This is a genomic window from Hymenobacter sp. J193 (assembly GCF_024700075.1).
Taxonomy (GTDB): Bacteria; Bacteroidota; Bacteroidia; order Cytophagales; family Hymenobacteraceae; genus Hymenobacter.
In genome coordinates this window covers 4306693-4326081 of sequence record NZ_JAJONE010000001.1, presented here as the reverse complement: position 1 = coordinate 4326081, position 19389 = coordinate 4306693, and the positions used below count along the sequence as shown (strand labels likewise).

At 60.3% G+C, this 19389-nt stretch carries 16 protein-coding genes; 6 read left to right on the top strand and 10 right to left on the bottom strand.

Annotated features, from left to right (window positions below; genetic code table 11):
- Positions 1–9: 9 nt before the first annotated feature.
- Positions 10–444, top strand: coding sequence for a hypothetical protein (locus LRS06_RS18865; RefSeq protein WP_257872923.1), 435 nt, complete (start codon positions 10–12; stop codon positions 442–444).
- Between the two features lie 51 nt (positions 445–495).
- On the opposite strand, the gene LRS06_RS18860 is transcribed toward LRS06_RS18865, so the two are convergent.
- The 9 genes from LRS06_RS18860 to LRS06_RS18820 all read right to left on the bottom strand — a co-directional run bounded on the left by LRS06_RS18860 (position 496) and on the right by LRS06_RS18820 (position 10505).
- Entirely contained in the window at positions 496–1215 is a 720-nt protein-coding gene (locus LRS06_RS18860; protein WP_257872922.1) for a GAF domain-containing protein, read from the bottom strand.
- Between the two features lie 75 nt (positions 1216–1290).
- Entirely contained in the window at positions 1291–2037 is a 747-nt protein-coding gene (locus LRS06_RS18855; RefSeq protein WP_257872921.1) for a pirin-like bicupin family protein, read from the bottom strand.
- Between the two features lie 227 nt (positions 2038–2264).
- Positions 2265–2735, bottom strand: coding sequence for a S24 family peptidase (locus LRS06_RS18850; RefSeq protein WP_257872920.1), 471 nt, complete (start codon positions 2733–2735; stop codon positions 2265–2267).
- Positions 2736–2764: 29 nt separating this feature from the next.
- A complete protein-coding gene (locus LRS06_RS18845; protein WP_257872919.1) occupies positions 2765–3079 on the bottom strand; it encodes a helix-turn-helix transcriptional regulator in 315 nt (104 codons plus the stop codon).
- A 148-nt stretch (positions 3080–3227) separates the two neighbouring features.
- A complete protein-coding gene (locus LRS06_RS18840) occupies positions 3228–4133 on the bottom strand; it encodes a hypothetical protein (protein ID WP_257872918.1) in 906 nt (301 codons plus the stop codon).
- A 28-nt stretch (positions 4134–4161) separates the two neighbouring features.
- Positions 4162–4929: a hypothetical protein gene (locus LRS06_RS18835; RefSeq protein WP_257872917.1), complete on the bottom strand. Its 768-nt coding sequence runs from the start codon at positions 4927–4929 to the stop codon at positions 4162–4164.
- A gap of 92 nt (positions 4930–5021) precedes the next feature.
- Positions 5022–5705, bottom strand: coding sequence for a DUF2306 domain-containing protein (locus LRS06_RS18830; protein WP_257872916.1), 684 nt, complete (start codon positions 5703–5705; stop codon positions 5022–5024).
- Between the two features lie 273 nt (positions 5706–5978).
- On the bottom strand, positions 5979–8261 hold the full coding sequence (gene recQ / locus LRS06_RS18825; protein ID WP_257872915.1) for a DNA helicase RecQ: 2283 nt from the start codon (positions 8259–8261) through the stop codon (positions 5979–5981).
- 351 nt (positions 8262–8612) lie between these two features.
- Complete coding sequence (locus LRS06_RS18820) at positions 8613–10505, bottom strand: alpha-amylase family glycosyl hydrolase (RefSeq protein WP_257872914.1); 1893 nt, start codon at positions 10503–10505, stop codon at positions 8613–8615.
- Positions 10506–10925: 420 nt separating this feature from the next.
- Here LRS06_RS18820 and LRS06_RS18815 point away from each other — a divergent pair, with 420 nt between their 5' ends.
- On the top strand, positions 10926–12107 hold the full coding sequence (locus LRS06_RS18815; RefSeq protein ID WP_257872913.1) for a hypothetical protein: 1182 nt from the start codon (positions 10926–10928) through the stop codon (positions 12105–12107).
- Between the two features lie 125 nt (positions 12108–12232).
- Here the strand turns inward: LRS06_RS18815 and LRS06_RS18810 are convergent, their stop codons facing one another.
- Positions 12233–13411, bottom strand: coding sequence for a class I SAM-dependent RNA methyltransferase (locus LRS06_RS18810; RefSeq protein WP_257872912.1), 1179 nt, complete (start codon positions 13409–13411; stop codon positions 12233–12235).
- Positions 13412–13591: 180 nt separating this feature from the next.
- Here LRS06_RS18810 and LRS06_RS25615 point away from each other — a divergent pair, with 180 nt between their 5' ends.
- From LRS06_RS25615 to LRS06_RS18790, 4 genes are all read left to right on the top strand, one after another.
- The gene (locus tag LRS06_RS25615; RefSeq protein WP_374679434.1) at positions 13592–14182 is read left to right on the top strand and encodes a hypothetical protein; all 591 of its coding nucleotides are present in this window, start codon (positions 13592–13594) and stop codon (positions 14180–14182) included.
- A gap of 79 nt (positions 14183–14261) precedes the next feature.
- The gene (locus LRS06_RS18800; protein ID WP_257872910.1) at positions 14262–15671 is read left to right on the top strand and encodes a sugar MFS transporter; all 1410 of its coding nucleotides are present in this window, start codon (positions 14262–14264) and stop codon (positions 15669–15671) included.
- A gap of 123 nt (positions 15672–15794) precedes the next feature.
- Positions 15795–16823, top strand: a complete 1029-nt coding sequence (murB, locus tag LRS06_RS18795) for a UDP-N-acetylmuramate dehydrogenase (protein ID WP_257872909.1) — start codon at positions 15795–15797, stop codon at positions 16821–16823.
- Between the two features lie 231 nt (positions 16824–17054).
- Complete coding sequence (locus tag LRS06_RS18790) at positions 17055–19352, top strand: phospholipase D-like domain-containing protein (protein WP_257872908.1); 2298 nt, start codon at positions 17055–17057, stop codon at positions 19350–19352.
- Positions 19353–19389: the final 37 nt, after the last annotated feature.

Genomic DNA, 19389 nt, shown 5'->3' with positions numbered 1-19389 from the left:
GCCAGCGTAATGCATCCACTGTTAGAGTCTCAGCTTCAAGTAGCCGCTGACTGTATTTTACATACTTCGGCCGAGGTAATACAGGAAGGGGATGGTAACCTGTTTTACTTGTTCCTACCCCCAGCCGAAATTCAGCGCCTTGCGGTAGCTGATCTGGAGGAATGGGTGCTGGCGGTTGTTGACATGAAGCGTAAGCAACTAGTGCAACAATCCGAAGCATACTACCCTATGTGCTTTTACTGCTGGTACGATGGCATGGCTGGTTATCTAAGCTTTAGTATGGTAGCTGCTACTTATGAGCATAATCTACCCTTTCGACGCACGCTTCAGTCAACCAACCTAGCAACAGTTTTACACGAAGCAATATTCCCGGATTCACCGGCTTACGCAAATGAAATAACTCCTGATACTCCCTTAGCAATCTGGAAAACCCTCATTCCATAACACAGAAAAGCCGGCCCAATGGGCCGGCTTTTCTGTTCTAAATCGGGAACATTACGCCGCTTGTGGCACGTCGCGCAGGCGGCGGGTTAGTACTTTTTCTACACCATTCAGGCGGCGTACTACCAGGTCCAGCACTTCGTCGTCATCGAGGTTGATACCGTGGTTGCGGGAGCTGAGGTAGCGCGTGAGGGTAGCGTTGTCGTCAAGGGTTTCGGTGAGTTCCTGCTGGGCGTCTTCCCACTCGGCGGGCAGCTGGGCCTGCAGGTACTGAAAGCGCAGCTCCACGGTGCGGCTAACTAAGTCGGCCAGGCGCACCAGCACGCTTTCCTCGTCGGCCGAAACGGTACGGAACTCGCGGCCAATTACGGCCATCATGCCAATGCGGGCCCCGTTGGGCATCCGCAGGGCCGAGCCGGCATAGAAGCTCAGCCCCATAGCCTGGGCCACATCGGGCTTGATCAGCTGACAGCTTTCGGCTTTATAGTCGGATACGACGACGGGCACATCGGGCAGGATGGCCGCCGAGCACATGCTCTCCTGCCGGGGCAAGCCGGGCACGCCCTCGGCCCCGGCCACGGCCTTGAACGACACGTAATCGTCATCGACAAAGGAAATCAGCGAAATAGGCGTGTTGAACAGCTGGGCCGCCCAGGCGACGTAGGCATCGAAAATCGGCTCCGGCTGGGTGTTGATAATCTGATAGAGGTGCAACGTGCGCAAACGGGCCGCCTCATCTTCGGGCACCAGCTGAGTTGGAAAGGCAGTAAGCATACAAGATAAAAGGAACGGCGGGCTGACAGTTATAAGAGTAACTATCAGCCCGCCGAAAGGTTGAGCTTGCGACGCCTAATAGTTGGCTTCGCTGGCCGGCAAGTCGATCAGGATAAACTGAGCGTCTTTGGAGGCGCGTATTTCCAGTACGTTTTCGTCGGTGGAGCGGATTTGGTCGTTCGGCCCCACGTCTACCCCGTTGATGTAGAGGCTGCCTTCCTTCACGTACAGGAAAGTATTGCGAATAGGAAACGTCTTAAACGTGACTGTTTTATCGGCGGCCAGATTGCACCAGTACACCGTGGAATTGGAGTTCATGTACACCACGTCTTCCAGCACTTTCTGACCCGAAACTAAGGGCACCAGCTCATTTTTGGAATCCAAAAAGTCGATATCCTTCTGCTCGTAGCTGGGCGCCAGACCTTTCTGGTTGGGCAGAAACCACAGCTGGTAGATATGGGCCGCGTCGTCCTTGTCGTTCTGCTCGGAGTGGGCGAGGCCGGTGCCGGCCGTCATGCGCTGCACTTCGCCCTTCTTGATCGTGGACTTGTTGCCCATCGTGTCGGCGTGGCACAGCTCGCCTTCCAGCACCAGGGTCACAATCTCCATTTCGGAGTGCGGGTGTTGCGGAAAGCCCGATTTGCCCTGAACCACGTCGTCGTTGAACACGCGCAGGGGCCCGAAGTGGATGTTCTTGGGGTCGTAGTAATCGGCGAAGCTGAAGAGAAAATGGCTGCTGAGCCAGTGTACGGGCGCGGCGTGGTGGCGGTCGGTGGCGGGAATAAGCTTAAGCATCGAAGTCAGGAGTTGAGAGTGATGCATAGCCTTACGCGGGCAGGCGGCGGGAGGTTAGCGCCGTAGCAACCAGCCCCGTCATTACGAGTGCAGCGAAGCAGTCCGTCCCGAACAAAACCAGACATATTATAAAACCAGAAAGCCCTTACTCGCTGTGCGCGGGTAAGGGCTTTTCACATTTCAGGACTTTGCGCGTTGCTCATGCCGGATTGCATTGGCTGCGCCGCGCAATGTCAACTTTACGTCCGGTTACCTTAGGCTTTCTTCATGGTGCTTACCTGCTGCTGCAGGTCGAGCACGATGCTGGCCAGGCGGGTCAGTGAAAGGTCGGCAATGGGGAAGGTGCTGCTGATGTAGGCTTTGGCTTCCCAGATTTCCACCACGTCCTCCACGTCAATTTCGTAGGGCGAGTACAGGGGGTTGTCGGAGTGCAGGGACAGCATGGCGCCATCCTTGAGGCGGTTGAACACGCGCTTGAACACGATGCCTTCCTTGGAGCTCACCACGATGCAGGGCGTGCCATCCTTCAAACTCAGCCAGTCGTCCACGTAGCGGCCCACGATAACGGTGCCGCTGGCTATTGGTAGCATCGAGTCGCCGGCAATTTCGAAGGCGCGGTAAGTGCCGGTGTTGCCCAGCATGGGCAGGCGGAACTTGGGCAGCTCTTCAAGGTATTCGGGGTCGGCGTAGCCATTGAGGTAGCCGGCCGCAGCCTTCTGGGGCACCAGCTCAATGTTCTCGTTCTGCTCCTTATCTACCGTGAGGGCCAGAATGCGCAGGTTACCGCCGGGCCGGTTGGAGACAGCCGTTTCGGCCAGCGTAGTAGCCTGGGCCTGCTGCAGCTGCTGGGCCGTTTTGGCGTTTTTCTTTTGCTGAAGTCAGTAGTTACCAGCTGATCGAGGGAAATACCGAACAGCCGGGCCATGTTCACCAGGGTGGTGAGCTTGGGCTCGGCGCGGCCTTCTTCGTAGGCGCCTACCAACGAGCGTTTGATGCCAAGTTTTTCGGCTATCTGCGCCTGCGTCAGGCTCAGTTCGCGCCGCCAGAATTTAAGATTCGTGTTGATCATTGGGCAGGGAGGGCCGGGAAGACGCCGCAACAGCAAGCAAGTACCGGCTCACGAAGATACGAACCCCACTACGCGAATACTAATTCAATTAGCTGAAATTTTTGCTAAAAATTTTATGGCACCTTATAAACTATCGGTGCTGGCTACCTCAACTGCTGCCGGCTCTTTCTCGGCGGCCGCTGAAGCTGGTACCGGTACCCGGCTCAGCCCACCATTCGTCGTTCTGCCAGTACGTATTCCAGCCCAGCTTCGCGTATTTCGGGTTGAAGTCCGGGTCCCGCTCCCCGATGGTGAAATTGGATAGAATGTGCTGGTTGAATCCAAAAATATCGTCTACCAGCGTGAGGGCCTTGCGCCGACTGCCATCCCGGCTGCTCCAGAAGCCCTGCAGAAGTATTCCGCCACTTTGGGCGCCGTAGTCTTTATTACGGGAAATCAGGTTCAGTTCGCCTTCTTCATCTACTTCAAAATCAATCAGCATTTTTCCCTGGAAAGTGCCTGCTCCCGGCCCCTGCGAGGTTTCGCGCAAGAGAAAAGTGCCCGTGGCGCAGTACATGTCCCTTTTGTTCCAGGCCGCAATTGACGCCTTTATCTCAGCGCTAAGCTTCTCGTCGTTGGCGGGCAGATAAGATGGCTGATTGTGAAGCCCGGTGAGAGTAATTTCACCCTCGAAAGGCATGATACTCTTTTTAAAGCGGTTTTTGCCTTTCACCCAGAAGTGGCCGGGCCGGGCCGAGTCGGGCTTCACTTCCAGCATGGCAAACTGGATGCGGTAATTATCGGGACCAAAAAACCCGTTCATCAACTCATAGCTGCCAGAGCCATTCATCTGGATAAACTTGCTCAGATCGTACCGGGCAAGAAACTGCTGGGCATCCTGGGCCAGCACGGCGGGGTCAGCGGGAGCGTCAGAATCGATGGAAGCTGATGCGGGCACGGCTACCGGAGGCGTGCTTAGAGGAGAATGCGTGGCGGCAGTAGCGGGCTTGGTAGCGGATTGCTGCTGGCAGGCCAGCAAGCCTAGCAGGGCCGAGGTCAGGATAAGCTTTTGCATAAGACGAAGCGGTAAAAAGTAAGCTAAACTACAAAACGGGTTCTTTGGCCTCGGCCCACCACTCGTCGTTTTCCCAGTAGCGGTTCCAGCCGGCACGGGCGTATTTAGGATTGATGTGCATGCCCCGGTCGCCGATGTAGAACTGGTCCATCACGGTGTAGGCAATATCCATAAAGTTGCTGGCCCACACAATCTTAATTGGCTTTGGGTGCGCGGCACTGGTCCACTGGCTGGTGAAGGTAGCGCCCTCACCACGGGAACGGAAGCCAAACTCTTCTTCCTGCGCGGGCATATAAGCCAGGCCCCCGGCCGTGTGCGAAAAAGCCATGCTCAGCGTGCCGGTGAACACACCCGCACCTGCCTCCGCCGGGCTTTCCGTGAGCCGGAACCGGCCCGCAACCTCATAATGCCCCAGCGCCTTAAAGCCAGGGACCCTGACGTCCGAGCTGACTTTACGGATGGTGGTAAGGGTGATGGTGCCGCGGAAGGGCATAATCCGCTCCCGCTCCCGGCTTTTGCCTTCCACGTGGTAGAGAGCAGGATTCTTGCCGTCGCGCCGCACCTTTTGGTACACCAGTTCCAGGCGCCGGTACTGCGCGCCCATGCAGCCCAGCATGACCTGCGCCTCCGCTCTTTTTGCGTGCAGATGCCATAGGGGCGTCAGGTTAAACTGGCGAAACAGGCTTTGGGAGCTGGCCGGTTTGCGGGCGTGGGCCGGGGCAGTTTTGGACGATTTGAGGGGCGGCGAGCCCGCCGCGGCAGCCAACAGGGCCACCAGCATCAGAAGCAGCTTCATCGTTTTGCTCTTAAAAATGAGTATCAGGCTAATGCGCGGCTGTTGATCCGACTGCTTAGGAGCCCATACAGTGCTTTTTGACCCAGGGCGGACTACGAAGCCACTGGCACCGTTGGCTCCGGCCGCCGGGCAGTGGGAGCCACAAACCGCGCCTGCCGAAGTAGCCGGCGCGCCAGCCCGGCCTGCACCAGCACTTCCGCCAGCACCAAGTTGCCCGTCCAGGAAAGCCAGGTGACGGTGAGGTAGGTTTCGATGGGCTTGGTGCCGAACAGGTAGAAGAGCCCATAGCTTTCGAGGCGCAAACTCATAGCGGCCAGGGTCACGGCGAAGGAGCGAATCATCCACTCCGTGTGGGCTTCCCAGCGGCGCTGCCGGGCCAGGCGGTAGGCCTGCCAGGTGCTCAGCCACCATACTACGCACTGCAGCGTGAAGCCTACTTTGGCTACCAGCCCGCCATTGGCAAAAGCCGCCAGTACCAGCCCCGAGGGCGCCGCCAAGGCCAGAATGGTTACCACGTAGAGCTTGCCCAGGCGTCGGTGCCAAGCTGCTCTTCCCCGAAACCACTGCGGGAAAAACTGCGCCAGCCCCGCCGCCAGCACCCACAGGCTGCTGGTGATGTGCACGTAGAATCCCGCCCGAAATAAGCCGCTTTCGTTCGTGGCGTCTGACTTGGTGGTAAGGAAGTGAATACCCGGCTCGAAGGATAAGTACGGCCACACCTTGGTCGCCATCAGCAGGGTGAAAGCCGCTACGCCCGCGCCGGTCAGGAGCTGCAAAACCCGCGCAACGGAAACCGACGGCAACATACTTTCAGAGAGCTAGGCGGGAATTCTGCTACATAACGTAGCATGTATATTCTTATGATGTGATATAGTAATTATTTTTTTGGTAGTGGTGTGGGTGCTGAACGGCGGCGGGTGCGGCCGCCAGTTGGGAGACTGGCATCTACTCTGCGGCGATTAGACGCGCCAGCTTCGATGGATGAGCTTACCGCCAGACCTGCCCACCTGAACGGAAACTCACCAGTTCACTATTTCACCCGTCTCGCCTTACTCCCCGCGCAGCTTCTTGAAGTATATGAGGGCCAGGCGGAGGCGGAAGTAGTCGTACTTCTCGCGCAGGTGGTCGAACAGGTCGCGCAGCATGGGGCTGTTGCCAAGCTGGGCCTGGGCCGTCTGGATTTCGGCCAGCTCCTGCGGCTTCAGGAAGTCCTCGATGCGCAGCTCGTAGCCCCGGCCGTAGAGCGTGGACAGGTGCGTCTGGATAGTGCCCACGGCCAGGCCGCGCCGCTCGGCAATGGCCTCCACACTCAGGCCCATGCGGTGCAGCTGGAAGGTCGTTTCCATCGTGCTATTCGCGTCCGTAGTAGCAGCGCTAGCAGTTGCAGCGGCGGGTGCTTCCTTCGGGCGCCGGATACGGGGAGCTTTGGGTTCCTGAAGCTCAAAGGCATCGGCGTCCTCGTCGTCCAGTTCGGCCAGAGCGGCGGGGTTGCCGCCATGAGTCAGCACTTCCCGAATAAAGGCTTCACCGTAGTTTTCAAACTTCTTCATGCCCACGCCCGAAATAGCCAGCATAGCCGTGCGGTTGACGGGGCGCTCCACCGCCATTTCCTGCAGCGTAGAGTCGGTGAAGATGACGTAGGGCGGCACCCCCTGCTCGTCGGCAATGCGCTTGCGCAGGGCGCGCAGGGCTTCAAACAGCTGAGCTTCGCGGGTGGCGGCCGGCGCGGCGGCTTTGGCAGCGGCCCCTTTGCGGCCTTTGGCAGGCTTCTCGGCTTTTTCGGTGGGCTGGAATTTCTTCATCGACACGGGCCGCTGGGCCTGCAGTACTTCCCGTCCCAGGTCCGTTATTTTCAGCGCGTAGCCTTCCTCGTAGGCAATGTAGAGCAGCCCGTCGTTAAGCATCTGGTGGATGTAGCTGTACCAGTCGAGGTAAGGCAGGTCGCGGCCGGCGCCGTAGGTTTTGATCTGGTCGTAGCCCCCGCTGAGCACGGCCTGGTTGCGCATGCCGCGCAGCACGTCAATCAGGAGGGTCAGGCTCATCCGCTCCCGCCCCCGCACCACGGCCGACAGTGCCTTCTGGGCCAGCTCAGTACCATCGAAGGTGGTAGGCGGGTTGCGGCAGATGTCGCAGTTGCCGCAGTCCTGGGGCAGGGTTTCGCCGAAGTAGTTGAGCAGGATTTTGCGGCGGCAGCTGGCGGCCTCGGCAAACTGCTGCATGCGCTCCAGCTTGGTAAGGTTGAGTTGGGTAAGCTTGGGGTCGTCCTTGGACAGCATATCCCGCAAACTCATCACATCGGCGAAGGAGTAGAACAGCACGGCCGTGGCGGGGCTGCCGTCGCGCCCGGCCCGCCCGATTTCCTGGTAGTAGCCCTCAATGTTCTTGGGCAGGTTGTAGTGAATCACCCAGCGCACGTTGCTCTTATCGATGCCCATGCCGAAGGCAATGGTAGCCACAATCACCTGCAGGTCGTCCTTCAGAAAAGCTTCCTGCACGCTGCCGCGCTGGTTGGGCGTCATGCCGGCGTGGTAGAAGCCGGCCTTCACGCCCTTGGCCTGAATTTTCTGGGTGAGGGTTTCGCACTGCTTGCGCGAGAGGCAGTAGATGATGCCGGCCTCGCCGGGGTGGCGCTCCAGAAACTCCAGAATGCCTCCTACCCGGTCCTGGCCCGGCCGCACAATCAGATTGAGGTTGGGCCTATCGAAGCTGGAAAGAAATACGCGCGGCTCGTGCAAGCGCAGCTGCGCCTGGATGTCGCGCTGAGTGAGGCGGTCGGCGGTAGCAGTGAGGGCAATGATGGGCACCTGCGGAAACTGCTCCCGCAAAACCCGCAGCTGGGTGTACTCGGGCCGGAAGTCGTGGCCCCAGCTGGAAATGCAGTGCGCCTCATCAATGGCGAACATGCTGACGCGCAGGCGCTTCATGAAAGTCATAAACCCTTCCGACAAGAGCTTCTCGGGGCTCACGTACAGGAGCTTGAGGTAGCCGTTGAGGGCGTCGCCGGTAATGGCCTGCTGCTCGCTCTGGCCCACGCTGCTATTGATGTAGGCCGCCGCAATACCGTTGGCTTTCAGGGCTTCCACCTGGTCTTTCATCAGGGCAATGAGGGGTGACACCACCACACAGAGCCCATCCTGTACCACGGCCGGCACCTGAAAGCACACCGATTTGCCACCGCCGGTGGGCATAAGCACCACCGTATCCTGCCCCGCCATAATGTGCTGGATGATATCCTCCTGCATGGGCCGGAAGGTATCGTAGCCGTAGTACTGCTTGAGGACACGACGGGCAGAATCTATCGTAGGGGCGAGGGGTTCGGCGGCAAATAACATGGAGTAAAGATACGGCTTATCGGGGCGGAGTGAAAGACGTAAGATAACTACGGGCGGGCGGGAATAGTGCACCTTGGCGGGCAAATCCTGTACGGCCGGTTGGCCTTCAACCCCATACAAGCGAAGAGTTATTTCTCTGATGAATTTCCTCTGCTTTATGACTTCCTCCCCACTTTGCTACGCAAAATCAATCCGTGCTTGATGCTTTGAATTGCTACTTCTTTCAAGCGTACAAAACTTATTAAAGTAAAAAGCCCTTTTCCGTACGCAACGGGAAAGGGCTTTCTGGTAGAAAAACGCGTCTGGCGTTATCTAGGACGGAGTGTTTCGAACTGCTCGCAATGACAGCTTCTACTTCAGCAATTCCAGCACCATGGCGGTTTTGGCGGGCAGCTGCAGGGTTTTGATGTCGCTCAGGGCTTCACCCGTCAGCACGTTGCGGGCTTTGCCGAAGCCGCTCAGGCGCTCGGAGAAGCGGGCGGTGGGCAGGCTGGCCGCTTTGTCGGTGGTGTTGGTGGCCACCATCACGGTGCCGGTAGTATCGTAGCGGAAGTACACGTAGAGGCCGTTTTCGGGTAGGTACTGCATCAGCTTGCCCGAGCTTAGCGCCGGATGCGTTTTGCGGTAGGTGGCTAGGGTGCGCACGAAGTTAAAGGCGTCGTTTTCGGCGGCGGTGCGGCCGGCGGCGGTGAATTTGTTTTCCTTGTCTTCGGGCCAGCCACCGGGGAAGTCGCGGCGCACCTCGGCATCACTGGGGTCCTTGAAGTTCTTCATCAGAATTTCCGTGCCGTAGTACATGCTGGGAATGCCGCGCATGGTCAGCAGCCACGTCAGCCCCACCTTGAATCGGTTGATGTCCTCGCCCACTTCGGAGAGGTAGCGGTTGTGGTCGTGGTTGTCGAGGAACGTCACCAGCTTTTCGGGCGAGACATACACCGCATCCTGGGCCAGGGCCTGGTATACCCGTTGCGGGCCGTTGTCCCAGCCGGTAACGCCGGGCGTGCCTACTTCCTTCACGCCAGCCAGCATGGCGTTTTCCAGCACAAAGTCGAGCCCGCCGGGCTGGTTGGACTTGAAGGGAAAGGCAATTTTGTTGCGTACGTAGTAGGCCTGGTCGATGGTGTTGTTCACCGACGACTCCCCGAAGATGTGAATCTTCGGGTACTCCGCCAGCAGGGCCGCGTTGCAGCGGTTCATGAAGGGCTGGTCGTTGTACATATAGGTATCGATGCGCCAGGCATCCACCCCAAACGTCTCCACCGACCACAGCGCGTGCTGGATCAGAAAGTTGGCCACGTAGGGGTTTTGCTGGTTGAGGTCGGGCAGGAAGGGCACAAACCAGCCATCCAGGGTCACCTTCCGGTCGATGTAGGCCGAGTGCGGGTCGGTAATGGGCTGCTGGCGATAGGAAGTATTGGTGTAGGCAGGCCACTGGTGCAGCCAGCTTTTCATGGGCAGGTCGCGCACAAACCAGTGGTTGATGCCCACATGGTTGTACACGGCATCCTGCACCACCTTCAGGCCGGCGGCGTGGGCCTGCTGCACGTAGGTTTTGTAGGCCGCATTGCCGCCCAGGCGGCGGTCAACCTGGTAATGGTCGGTGAAGCCGTAGCCGTGGTAGGCCGAGCGCATGTTGCCGCCTTCGTTGGTGAGGGGTTGGTCGTTTTCGAGCACCGGCGTGAACCACACGGCCGTAACGCCCAGGTCCTTGAGGTAGCCGATGCGCTGAGCGGCGCCCTGCAGGTCGCCGCCGTGGCGGTAGAAAGGGTTGGTGCGGTCGGCGTTGGGGTCGGCCATGGTAGCCACCTTGTCGTTGCCAGGGTCGCCGTTGGCAAAACGGTCGGGCATGGCCAGGTAGATGAAGTCAGCCTGCGTCACGCCCTGCCCCTTAGCGGCCGGGTTGCGGGGCAGCAGGTCCCAGGTGCGCGTCACGGTTTGCGTGCCTTTCTTGCCCACGATGCTCACCTTGCCCGGCTTGGCCGTGGCGGCAATGGTGAGGTCCAGAAAGACGTAGTTGGGGTTTTCGACGGTGCTGGCCTTGGTCAGCTTCACGCCGGGGTAGGTGATGGTGTAGGTGAGCGTACCCGCGTTGGGACCGTACACCAAGAGCTGCACGTTGGGATTTTTCATACCCACAAACCAGCTGGTGGGGTTCACGCGGGTAATGGCCGGCGCCTGGGCCGCTGCCCACAGCGGCAGCAGCAGGGCCGCCAGCAGCAGCCGATACAATGCAGTTCTGTTCATCGTAAGTAAGGGGAGGTTGGCGGGAAAGGGCAAGTTAGCGGATGGCCGCCGGAAAAGCAGGTGCCCGGGGCCGGCGGACTCGGAAACTACTACGGGCTACTGGCGGTGGTTGGCTCGCAGGGGGCTTGCGCGGCCTGGCAGGTCACTTTTGGGTGCTCGCAGCGCACTTCTTCCTGCTGACACGACACTTTCGCCTGCTTACATAGGACTTCTCCATATTGACACGGCACTTTTGCCTGCTCGCACGATACTCCAGCCTATTTACAGGGCGCTTTTACTTTTTTGCGCAACCCTTTCGCCAACTGGCAGAGTGGGTTAGCGCGATTCCGGTGGCGGTGAGGCGGTAGTGGGGCGGCAAGCCAGGCAACCGGGGGTGTCGCTGCCGCATCTAAGCCCCCGTCAACTTACTTTTGCTACCCTATGCCCCGTGCTCTAACCGTTGCCACCCTGCTACTGGCGCTGCTGCTCCTGGCCCCCCAAGCCCGCGCTCAGGCGCCCACCTACGCCCAGCTGCTGGAAACGGCTGCCCAACAGCTCGGCCAGCAAAACTACTGCGAAGCCACCACGTCCTTTGCCCTGGCCTTTGCCGACAGCACCCAGGTCGGCCCGTTCGACCTGTATGCCGGAGCCGGCGCCGCCGCCCAGTGTCCCGGCCGGCAGGCCCAGGCCGTAGGCTGGCTGCTGCAGCTTTCCCGGCAGCCCAACCTGCCCATCAGCGCCCCCGACGTAGATAATATGGCCCAGGCAGAAAACCTGCGCAGCCTGCACAGCCGGCCCGAGTGGCCCCGCTTCCTGGCCAACCTGCGGCAAGCCGCCACCCGCCGCGCTGAGGATGCCCGCCGCGCGGCGGCCGCGTGGCAGGACAAAATCCGCGCCCAGGCTCTGCCGGTACCCGCGCGAAAAGGCGCATTTGCCCCCGCGAAGCCCGGTTTTGCCTTGTACTATGCCCCCGTAGATACGGTGCAGGTGCCCTACCTGGTGTACGTGCCCGCCACCTATGATGCCAGCCGCCCCACCGACCTTCTGGTGTACCTGCACGGGGGCATCGTCACCGCCACCCAGTTTCGGGTTGCTGACCCGGACGTAGTGCATGAGCCCATCTTTGCCGCCGCCGCTGCCCGAAATGCCCTGGTACTTTACCCCTTCGGCCGCCAGTCCTTCGGGTGGCTGGAGCAGCGGGCGGCCCTGGACAACGTGCACACGATGGTAGCGCAAGTCAAGCAGCGCTACCACGTGGACAGCCGCCGGGTGTACCTGGGTGGCATGTCGAACGGCGGCACGGGGGCTTTCTGGTTTGCGTGCCAGTCGCCGCGGGGCTTTGCCGGGTTCTTTGCGGTGGCGGCCCTGCCCGTCAGCGCCCTCGGGCCGCTGAACTTCAAGCAGCTGCGGCGCGGCGCACCCATTTACTCCCTGAACGCCGAAGATGATGCGGTGTTTGCCTACCCGCGGGTGGCGGCCATCTACGCGCAGCAGAAGTCGGTGGCCCGGCAGTGGCACTTCCTCTCCCGCCCCACCGGCGGCCACAGCTTCCTCTACGCCCCCGAAGGCCCGGCCCTGCTGGATGGGTTGCTGGGGCAGCTGATGCAGAAGCCGGGCCGGTAAGCCGGGTTGGGTTTCGGGCAACGACGGGCGGGGACAAGCCCCGCCCCTACTTCGTTTTCGGGACCTACAATGAAGCACAGTTGCCACATCAGCACAGTAGCGAAGCGGAGTACATCAACGGACGCTTACTTCACCTTCCGGGTGCCCTGGTACAGTTCGTACTTGAGCAGGCGGCAGTCGATGGGGCCGTTGTAGAGTGGGGTGCGGCGGGAGGTTTTCAGGCCGATGCGCTTGGCCGCCTCCAGGTTGCCGGTAAACACGTAGGCGTCGTAGCCCTGGAAGCCGGTTTTGAGCGTGTCGCCAATAGTTTTATAGAGGGCTTCCATTTCCGCCTCCTCCCCTATCCGCTCCCCGTAGGGCGGGTTCATCATCACAATACCCGACTCTTCCTTAGCGGGAGCTTTGGCTTCCTTCACGTCGCGTACGCCCAGCCGGATAAAGTCTTCGAGGTCGGCGGCGGCCACGTTTTCGCGGGCCAGCTCAATAAACTCCCGGCTTAGATCGGAGCCAGCCAGGTAGGCCTGGGGCTCTTCGAGGCGCATCTGGCGCGCATCCATCTGCACCGATTCCCAGAGGGACGCTTCGAAGTCGGGCCAGTTCTCGAAGCCAAACTTGCCCTGGTGGTAGAGGCCGGGGGCAATGCGCTGGGCAATGAGGGCGGCCTCGGTGAGCAACGTACCGGAGCCGCACATAGGGTCGATGAAGGGCTTTTTTCCGTCCCAGCCGCTGAGCAGGATGAGGCCGGCGGCCAGGGCCTCGTTGAGCGGGGCCACGTTGGTGCCTTGGCGGTAGCCGCGCTTGTGCAGGGATTCGCCGGAGGCATCGAGGCTGAGGACCACCTCGTTTTCAATCATGTGCAGGTGCAGGCGGATGTCGGGGTTTTTCACGTCCACGCTGGGGCGGTGCCCGAGGCGGTTGCGGAACTGGTCCACAATGGCATCCTTGGTGAGCTGGGCCACATACAGGGAGTGCTCAAACGACGACTTATTCACGACGGCCGTGATGGCGAAGGTCTGGTCGGGCTGGAGGTAGTCCTGCCAGCTAATGCGGCTTACTTCGCGGTACAAGGCTTTTTCGTCGCGGGCATAGAAGTCGGCGAAGGGCCGCAGGATGCGCATGGCGGTGCGGCACCACAGGCAGGCTTCGTAGAGCAGCTGCTTGTTGCCGGTAAACTCGACGGCCCGGGTGCCTACTTTCTCAATCTTAGCGCCCAGGTGACGCAGCTCCTGGGCCAGCACTTCTTCCAGCCCAAACTGGGTGGTGGCAGTCATAAAGAACGGGGCGGAGCGGCGGTTATCGGCCATAAGCTGCAAGCACAAGAAAGCGGGAGAAGCCGCAAAGGTCGGGAAAGTAGCGCACCGAATGGCAGCCGTTTGCAGATATCGATGGTAAGAATTGCTTGCTCTGTGTGTGCAGCAGCTTTGTAACTTGACTCTATACTGCTGACCTTGCCAATACTGACGCCATCGGCGCAGCCAAAGGTTATGCGCCATATATTACTGCTAAGTCTTTCTTTACTAGTCCTTGGTAGCTGTGGACTATTGCCAGGTTCTCAACCAGTATTGGTTATTCAACCTTTTCGAGGTTTCTCTGCGCGTCTCACGGATTCTGTTTCCCAGCAGGTTCGGCGACTATATCCGCGGGTTCTTCAGCGGCAGCCGGTTGCATTGCCAAAACAGGCCTACTACGCCCCACGGCACCGCTACCGTGCCGATTTATTGCTGCGCTTCCTCGTCAGCCGGCACCAACCCGATACCGTTGTCATTGGCCTTACGCAACTCGATATCAGCACCACCAAAAATGGCGTACACGACTGGGGTATTATAGGCCTCGGCTACTGTCCGGGCCGTGCCTGCGTGATATCCAGCTTCCGATTGAAGCGGCGCGACTTGAGCACGCAATTTTACAAAGTAGTTCTGCACGAAATCGGCCATACAGAAGGGCTTCCGCATTGCGCCACGCGCACCTGCTTTATGCGCGATGCCGAAGGTCGCAACCCTATAGATGAGGAAACAGGCTTCTGCCGAACTTGTACTTGGTACTTGGAAAGCCGGGGCTGGAAACTGGCTAGCTAGGGCCGACTTCTCCCAAAAACTCCGTAGCATTGCTTAGCCTGCCCGCAGGCGGATATTTTACCTACAATTCTGCTCCTGCATGGCCGCTCCTGCTCCCGTTACGTCTGCTGCTTCCGCCTCTGCCCACGCGCCAGCCCGGTCCTACGTCGGCCCGATGGTGCTGATGACCACGCTGTTCTTCCTGTTCGGGGCCGTCACCAACTTCAACGATGTGCTCATGCCCTACCTTAAGGACGTGTGCCAGCTCACCGACTTCCAGTCCACGGCCGTGCAGTCGGCTTTTTTTGGGGCCTACTTTCTGATGTCGTTGCCGGCGGGCCGGGTGCTGGAGAAGCTGGGCTTCAAGCGGGGTATTGTGCTGGGTTTGCTGGTGATGGCGCTGGGGGCGCTGCTGTTCGTGCCGGCCGCCAACTCCCGCGCCTTCGGGCTGTTTCTGCTGGCCTTGGGGCTGCTCGGGGCCGGCGTCACGCTCCTGCAGGTAGCGGCCAACCCCTACGTTTCGGTGCTGGGGCCGGCCCGCACTGCGGCCAGCCGGGTGAGCATCGTGGGCGTAGCCAACGGGCTGGGCGGCACTATCTCGCCTCTCATTGGTGGTCTGATTTTGTTTGGGGGCTCGGCTCTGCTAAAAGCCCGGCTGGCGCAGCTGCCGCTGGAGCAGCGCCTTACCCAGGAAGCCACGCTTATAAAACCGCTGTATCTGGGGCTGGCGCTTTTCCTGGCCGTGCTGGCCGCGCTGTTTTTCCTGGTACGCCTGCCCGAAATCGAAAGCATTCCGGCCGATGAGGAAGCCCAAGCGGCCCAGGCCGCCGCCGAAACCGGCCGCCGCTCGGCCCTTGACTTCCGCCACCTGCTGCTGGGTGTGGTGGCCATTTTCACTTACGTAGGCGTGGAAGTAGGCATCGGCTCGTTTATCATTCGCTACGGCGAGGCCCAGGGCATCAGCCAATTGAGCGGCTTTACCCAGGAGCTGGTGCGGGGTCTGAGCTTGGCTACCAATTGGGCCGTAGCCTTGTTTGGCCAGGCGCCCGAGCCCATCGATACCACCGGGGGCTTCACCAAAGCCGTGGGGGCCGTGCTGGTGGCCTCCTACTGGTTCGGGCTGATGGTGGGCCGCATTATTGGCATTCCGCTATTGAGCCGTTTCAATGCCCGCAAGCTGCTGGCCGGCGTGTGCGCGGCTGGTACGCTGTTCGTGCTGCTCTCCCTCTTCAACCACGGCGAAACGGCTTTGTGGCTGGTGGTGCTGTGTGGCTTGTGCAACTCCATCATCTGGCCGGTGGTATTTCCGTTGGCTATTACCGGGCTGGGGCGCTTCACCAAGCAGGGTTCATCCTACCTGATCATGGCCATTGTGGGCGGGGCCATCATTCCGCCCCTGATGGGTCTAGTGGCTACGCACGGCGGCGGCCTGCGGGTGGCTTTCGTGCTGCCGGCTTTGTGCTACGCCTACCTGCTCTACTACGCCTTGCGCGGCTACCGGGTGCGGTAGCTACCGAGACTTCGGGAATTTCCTTCCGCCAAAAGGCTGCTCACGAGGGCAGCCTTTTGCTTGGCCGCACCTTCGCACCCAACCGGCTACCTTTGCCCTCTTAGCCATCCATTGTATTGCCTTATGACGCCGGCCCCCGCCCTTGAACCCAACGTTTCCCTGCGCCCTTACAACACCTTTGGCCTGGAGGTAAAGGCCCGGTGGCTGGCCCGGTTCCGGTCGGTGGAGGAGCTGCGGGCGCTGCTGGCCCTGCCCGAGGTGCAGCAGGCCCAGAAGCTGGTGTTGGGCGGCGGCTCCAACCTGCTCTTCACCCGGGACTTCGACGGCGTGGTGCTCAAAAACGAAATCGGCGGGCTCGATATCGTGCAGCAGGACGAGGAAACGGCGCTGGTGCGGGCCGGAGCCGGGGAAAGCTGGCACGGTCTGGTGCAATACACCCTGGAGCAGGAGCTCAGCGGCATCGAAAACCTGTCGCTGATTCCGGGCACGGTGGGAGCCGCGCCCCTGCAGAACATCGGGGCTTACGGCGCTGAGCTGAAAGACACCTTCGATCACCTCGAAGCCGTGGAAATTACCTCCGGGCAGTTGCGCACGTTCACGCACGCCGAGTGCGGCTTTGGCTACCGCGAATCCGTATTTAAGGGGCCGCTGAAAAACCGGTTTATCGTGACGGGCGTGGTCCTGCGCCTGCGCCGCCGCCACCAAGCCAACGTCAGCTACGGGGCTATCCGCACCACCCTCGACGATATGGGCATCGGCCCTGAGCCTACCCCGCGCGAGGTGAGCGAGGCCGTGGTGAGCATCCGCCGCTCCAAGCTCCCCGACCCCACGCAGATCGGCAATGCCGGCTCGTTTTTCAAAAACCCCGAGCTTTCCCAGCAGAAGTACGACGAGCTGAAGGCGCAATACGCCGACCTGCCCGGTTACGCCGTGCCAGGCGGCGTGAAGGTACCCGCCGCCTGGCTGATTGAGCAGTGCGGCTGGAAGGGCCGGCGCCTGGGCGCCCACGGCGTGCACGACCGACAGGCGCTGGTGCTGGTAAACCACGGTGGGGCGCAGGGGGAAGACATCCGCGACCTGGCGTTTGAAATCATTGCCTCCGTGCGCGAAAAGTTTGGCGTGGAGCTGCACCCCGAAGTGAATATTCTGTAGGCCCGCCAGCTTGTTTGCTAAGGGTGGCTGCTCCTGTCATTTGCATTGTGCAGAAGCAGCGTAGGGCTTTCCATAGCTACAGGCGAATATTGCCCTGCATCTGCCTGCGAAGGAATATAACAAATTCTTCACACGGTAAGCTATTCACCCTGACCGTAGTCTGGGAGAAAGTATGGATATTTGAAGCCTGTTTTTCTGGCTTGGTCTTTCTGCGTTCCTTTTTCTCTTTTCATGAAAAAATTTACTTTTCTGGCGCTGCTGTGCGGCGGGCTGGCTTCGCAGCCCCTGCTGGCTCAGAGCGTGATTACCATTGCTGAAGCCCGCGCGGGCGGCGCCGGCAAAACCGTGACGGTGCGCGGCATCGTCACCAACGGTCCGGAGCTGGGCGTCATCCGCTACCTGCAGGACAAAGAAGCCGGACTGGCCGCGTACTCTGCTTCGGCGGCGGGCTTCAACAACCTGGTGCCCGGCGACAGTATCGAAATTACCGGCACGCTGAAGGACTACAACGGCCTGCTGGAAATGGACCCCGTAACATCGGTAGAAAAGCTGGCTTCGGGCAAAACCGTAACGCCCGTGACGGTTTCGGCCGCCCAAGCTTCCACGGTTTTTGCCGAGGCCTACGAGTCGCGGCTGGTGCGCATTGATGGCAACAGCAGCGTACAGACGTCGACGGGCGCGGCCTTCGCCACCTTTGGCGGCAACACCAACTACCGCCTCAATGGCCAAAACAGCCTGGCGTTCCGCACCAACAATGCCTCTACCGGCGTTACCGGCATCGTGGGCAAGCCCGCCCCAGCCGGCCAGTTCGACATAATCGGCATCATGAGCCAGTTTACGTCGACGGGCTCGGGCGGCTACCAGCTGCTGCCACGTCTCTACGCCGACTTCCGGCTGGGCGGCACGCCCAACCTTACGGCCCAGCCAATGTCGACTAACCTGACGAAAACCGGCTTCACGGTAGTATTCAGCACCGAAAACCCCGGCACCACGAAGGTGGAGTACGGCCTCACCCCAACCCTGGGCAAGCAGGTAGAAACCACCACGGCTACCACCTCGCACAGCACTGCCCTCACCGGGCTGGAAGCCGGCCGCATCTACTACGTGCGGGTTTCCTCCACCAACGCAGTAGGCACCACTACCTCCGGCATCGTGCCCATGGCTACGGTTTCAAACTCTACCGGCGACATCAAAGTCTACTTCAACCGCTCGGTGGATGTGACCAAGGCCTTGCCCGGCAACGCCGCTCAGATGCTGAGCTTTGCCAACGACGACACGCTCATCAAGTACATTGAGCGGGCCCGCAAAACCATCGATATGGCCGCTTATAGCTTTAACACCACCGGTATCAAGAGCATTCCGGAGGCGCTGAACGCGGCGCACGCCCGGGGCGTGCGCGTGCGCGTGGTGTACAATACCGAATCCGGTGTGCCGCCCGTGGGTATTCCGCTGCTCGATGCCGGCATTGGCAAGCTGGGCCGCAATACGGCCCGCAACATCATGCACAACAAGTTCCTGATCTTCGATGCGGAGGATGAAAACCCCAACAAGGCCATTGTGTGGACGGGCTCGATGAACCTGACGGGCGGCCAGATGAATACCGACCCCAACTCAGCCGTGATTGTGCAGGACCAGACCTTGGCCCGCACCTACCAGATTGAGTTCGAGGAAATGTTCGGTTCCAGCACCGACAAGCCGGGCGCCGGCAAGTTCGGGCCCGACAAGCAGGACAACACGCCCCACCACTTCCTGATTGGCGGCCGGCAGGTGGAGCAGTACTTCAGCCCTTCCGACAACGTGAACACGCGCCTGCTCGAAACCATCGGCACCGCCGACCACGACCTGCACGTGGGCACGATGCTCATCACGCGCTCCGACCTGGTAAACGCTATCCGCGAGCGGGTGGAAACCAAAGGCATTAAGGACTGCACCGAAGTGCTGGTTGACAACAAAACCGACGGCCCCGACCAGTTTGCGGCACTTACCGCCTTGCTCGGCGACCGGGCTCAGGTATACTCTCAAACCCAGGAAGGCATCTTTCACCACAAGTACGTGCTGGTTGATGCCGGCGCCCCCGACTCTGACCCCACCACCTGGACTGGCTCGCACAACTGGAGCAACTCGGCCGCCAACGGCAACGACGAAAACACGCTTGTCATTCACGACAACCTCATTACCAACCAGTATTACCAGGAGTTTGCCGCTCGTATGGCCGGCCAGAGCACCAAAGTAGCCCTGTGCGACTTCGTGGTAACGGGCACCCGCGGCGGCAAGCTTCAGCAGCAAGGCCTGCAGGTGTACCCCAACCCCGCCCACGGTTCTTTCAGCCTGAAGCTAACTCAGTCGAAAGCCCGGACCGCCACCATCACCCTGCGTGATGCTACCGGCCGCGAAGTCCTGACGCTGACCAAACCGCTGGCCACCGGCCAGGACCTGACCGTAGATGCCACCGGCCTGCGCCCCGGCCTCTACCTGGTGCAGGTAGTTACGCCCGAAGCTACGCAGGTAAGCCGCGTGGTAGTACAGTAAGTGCGCTTTTAGCTCGTAGCTGAAAAAGGGTGGCTTC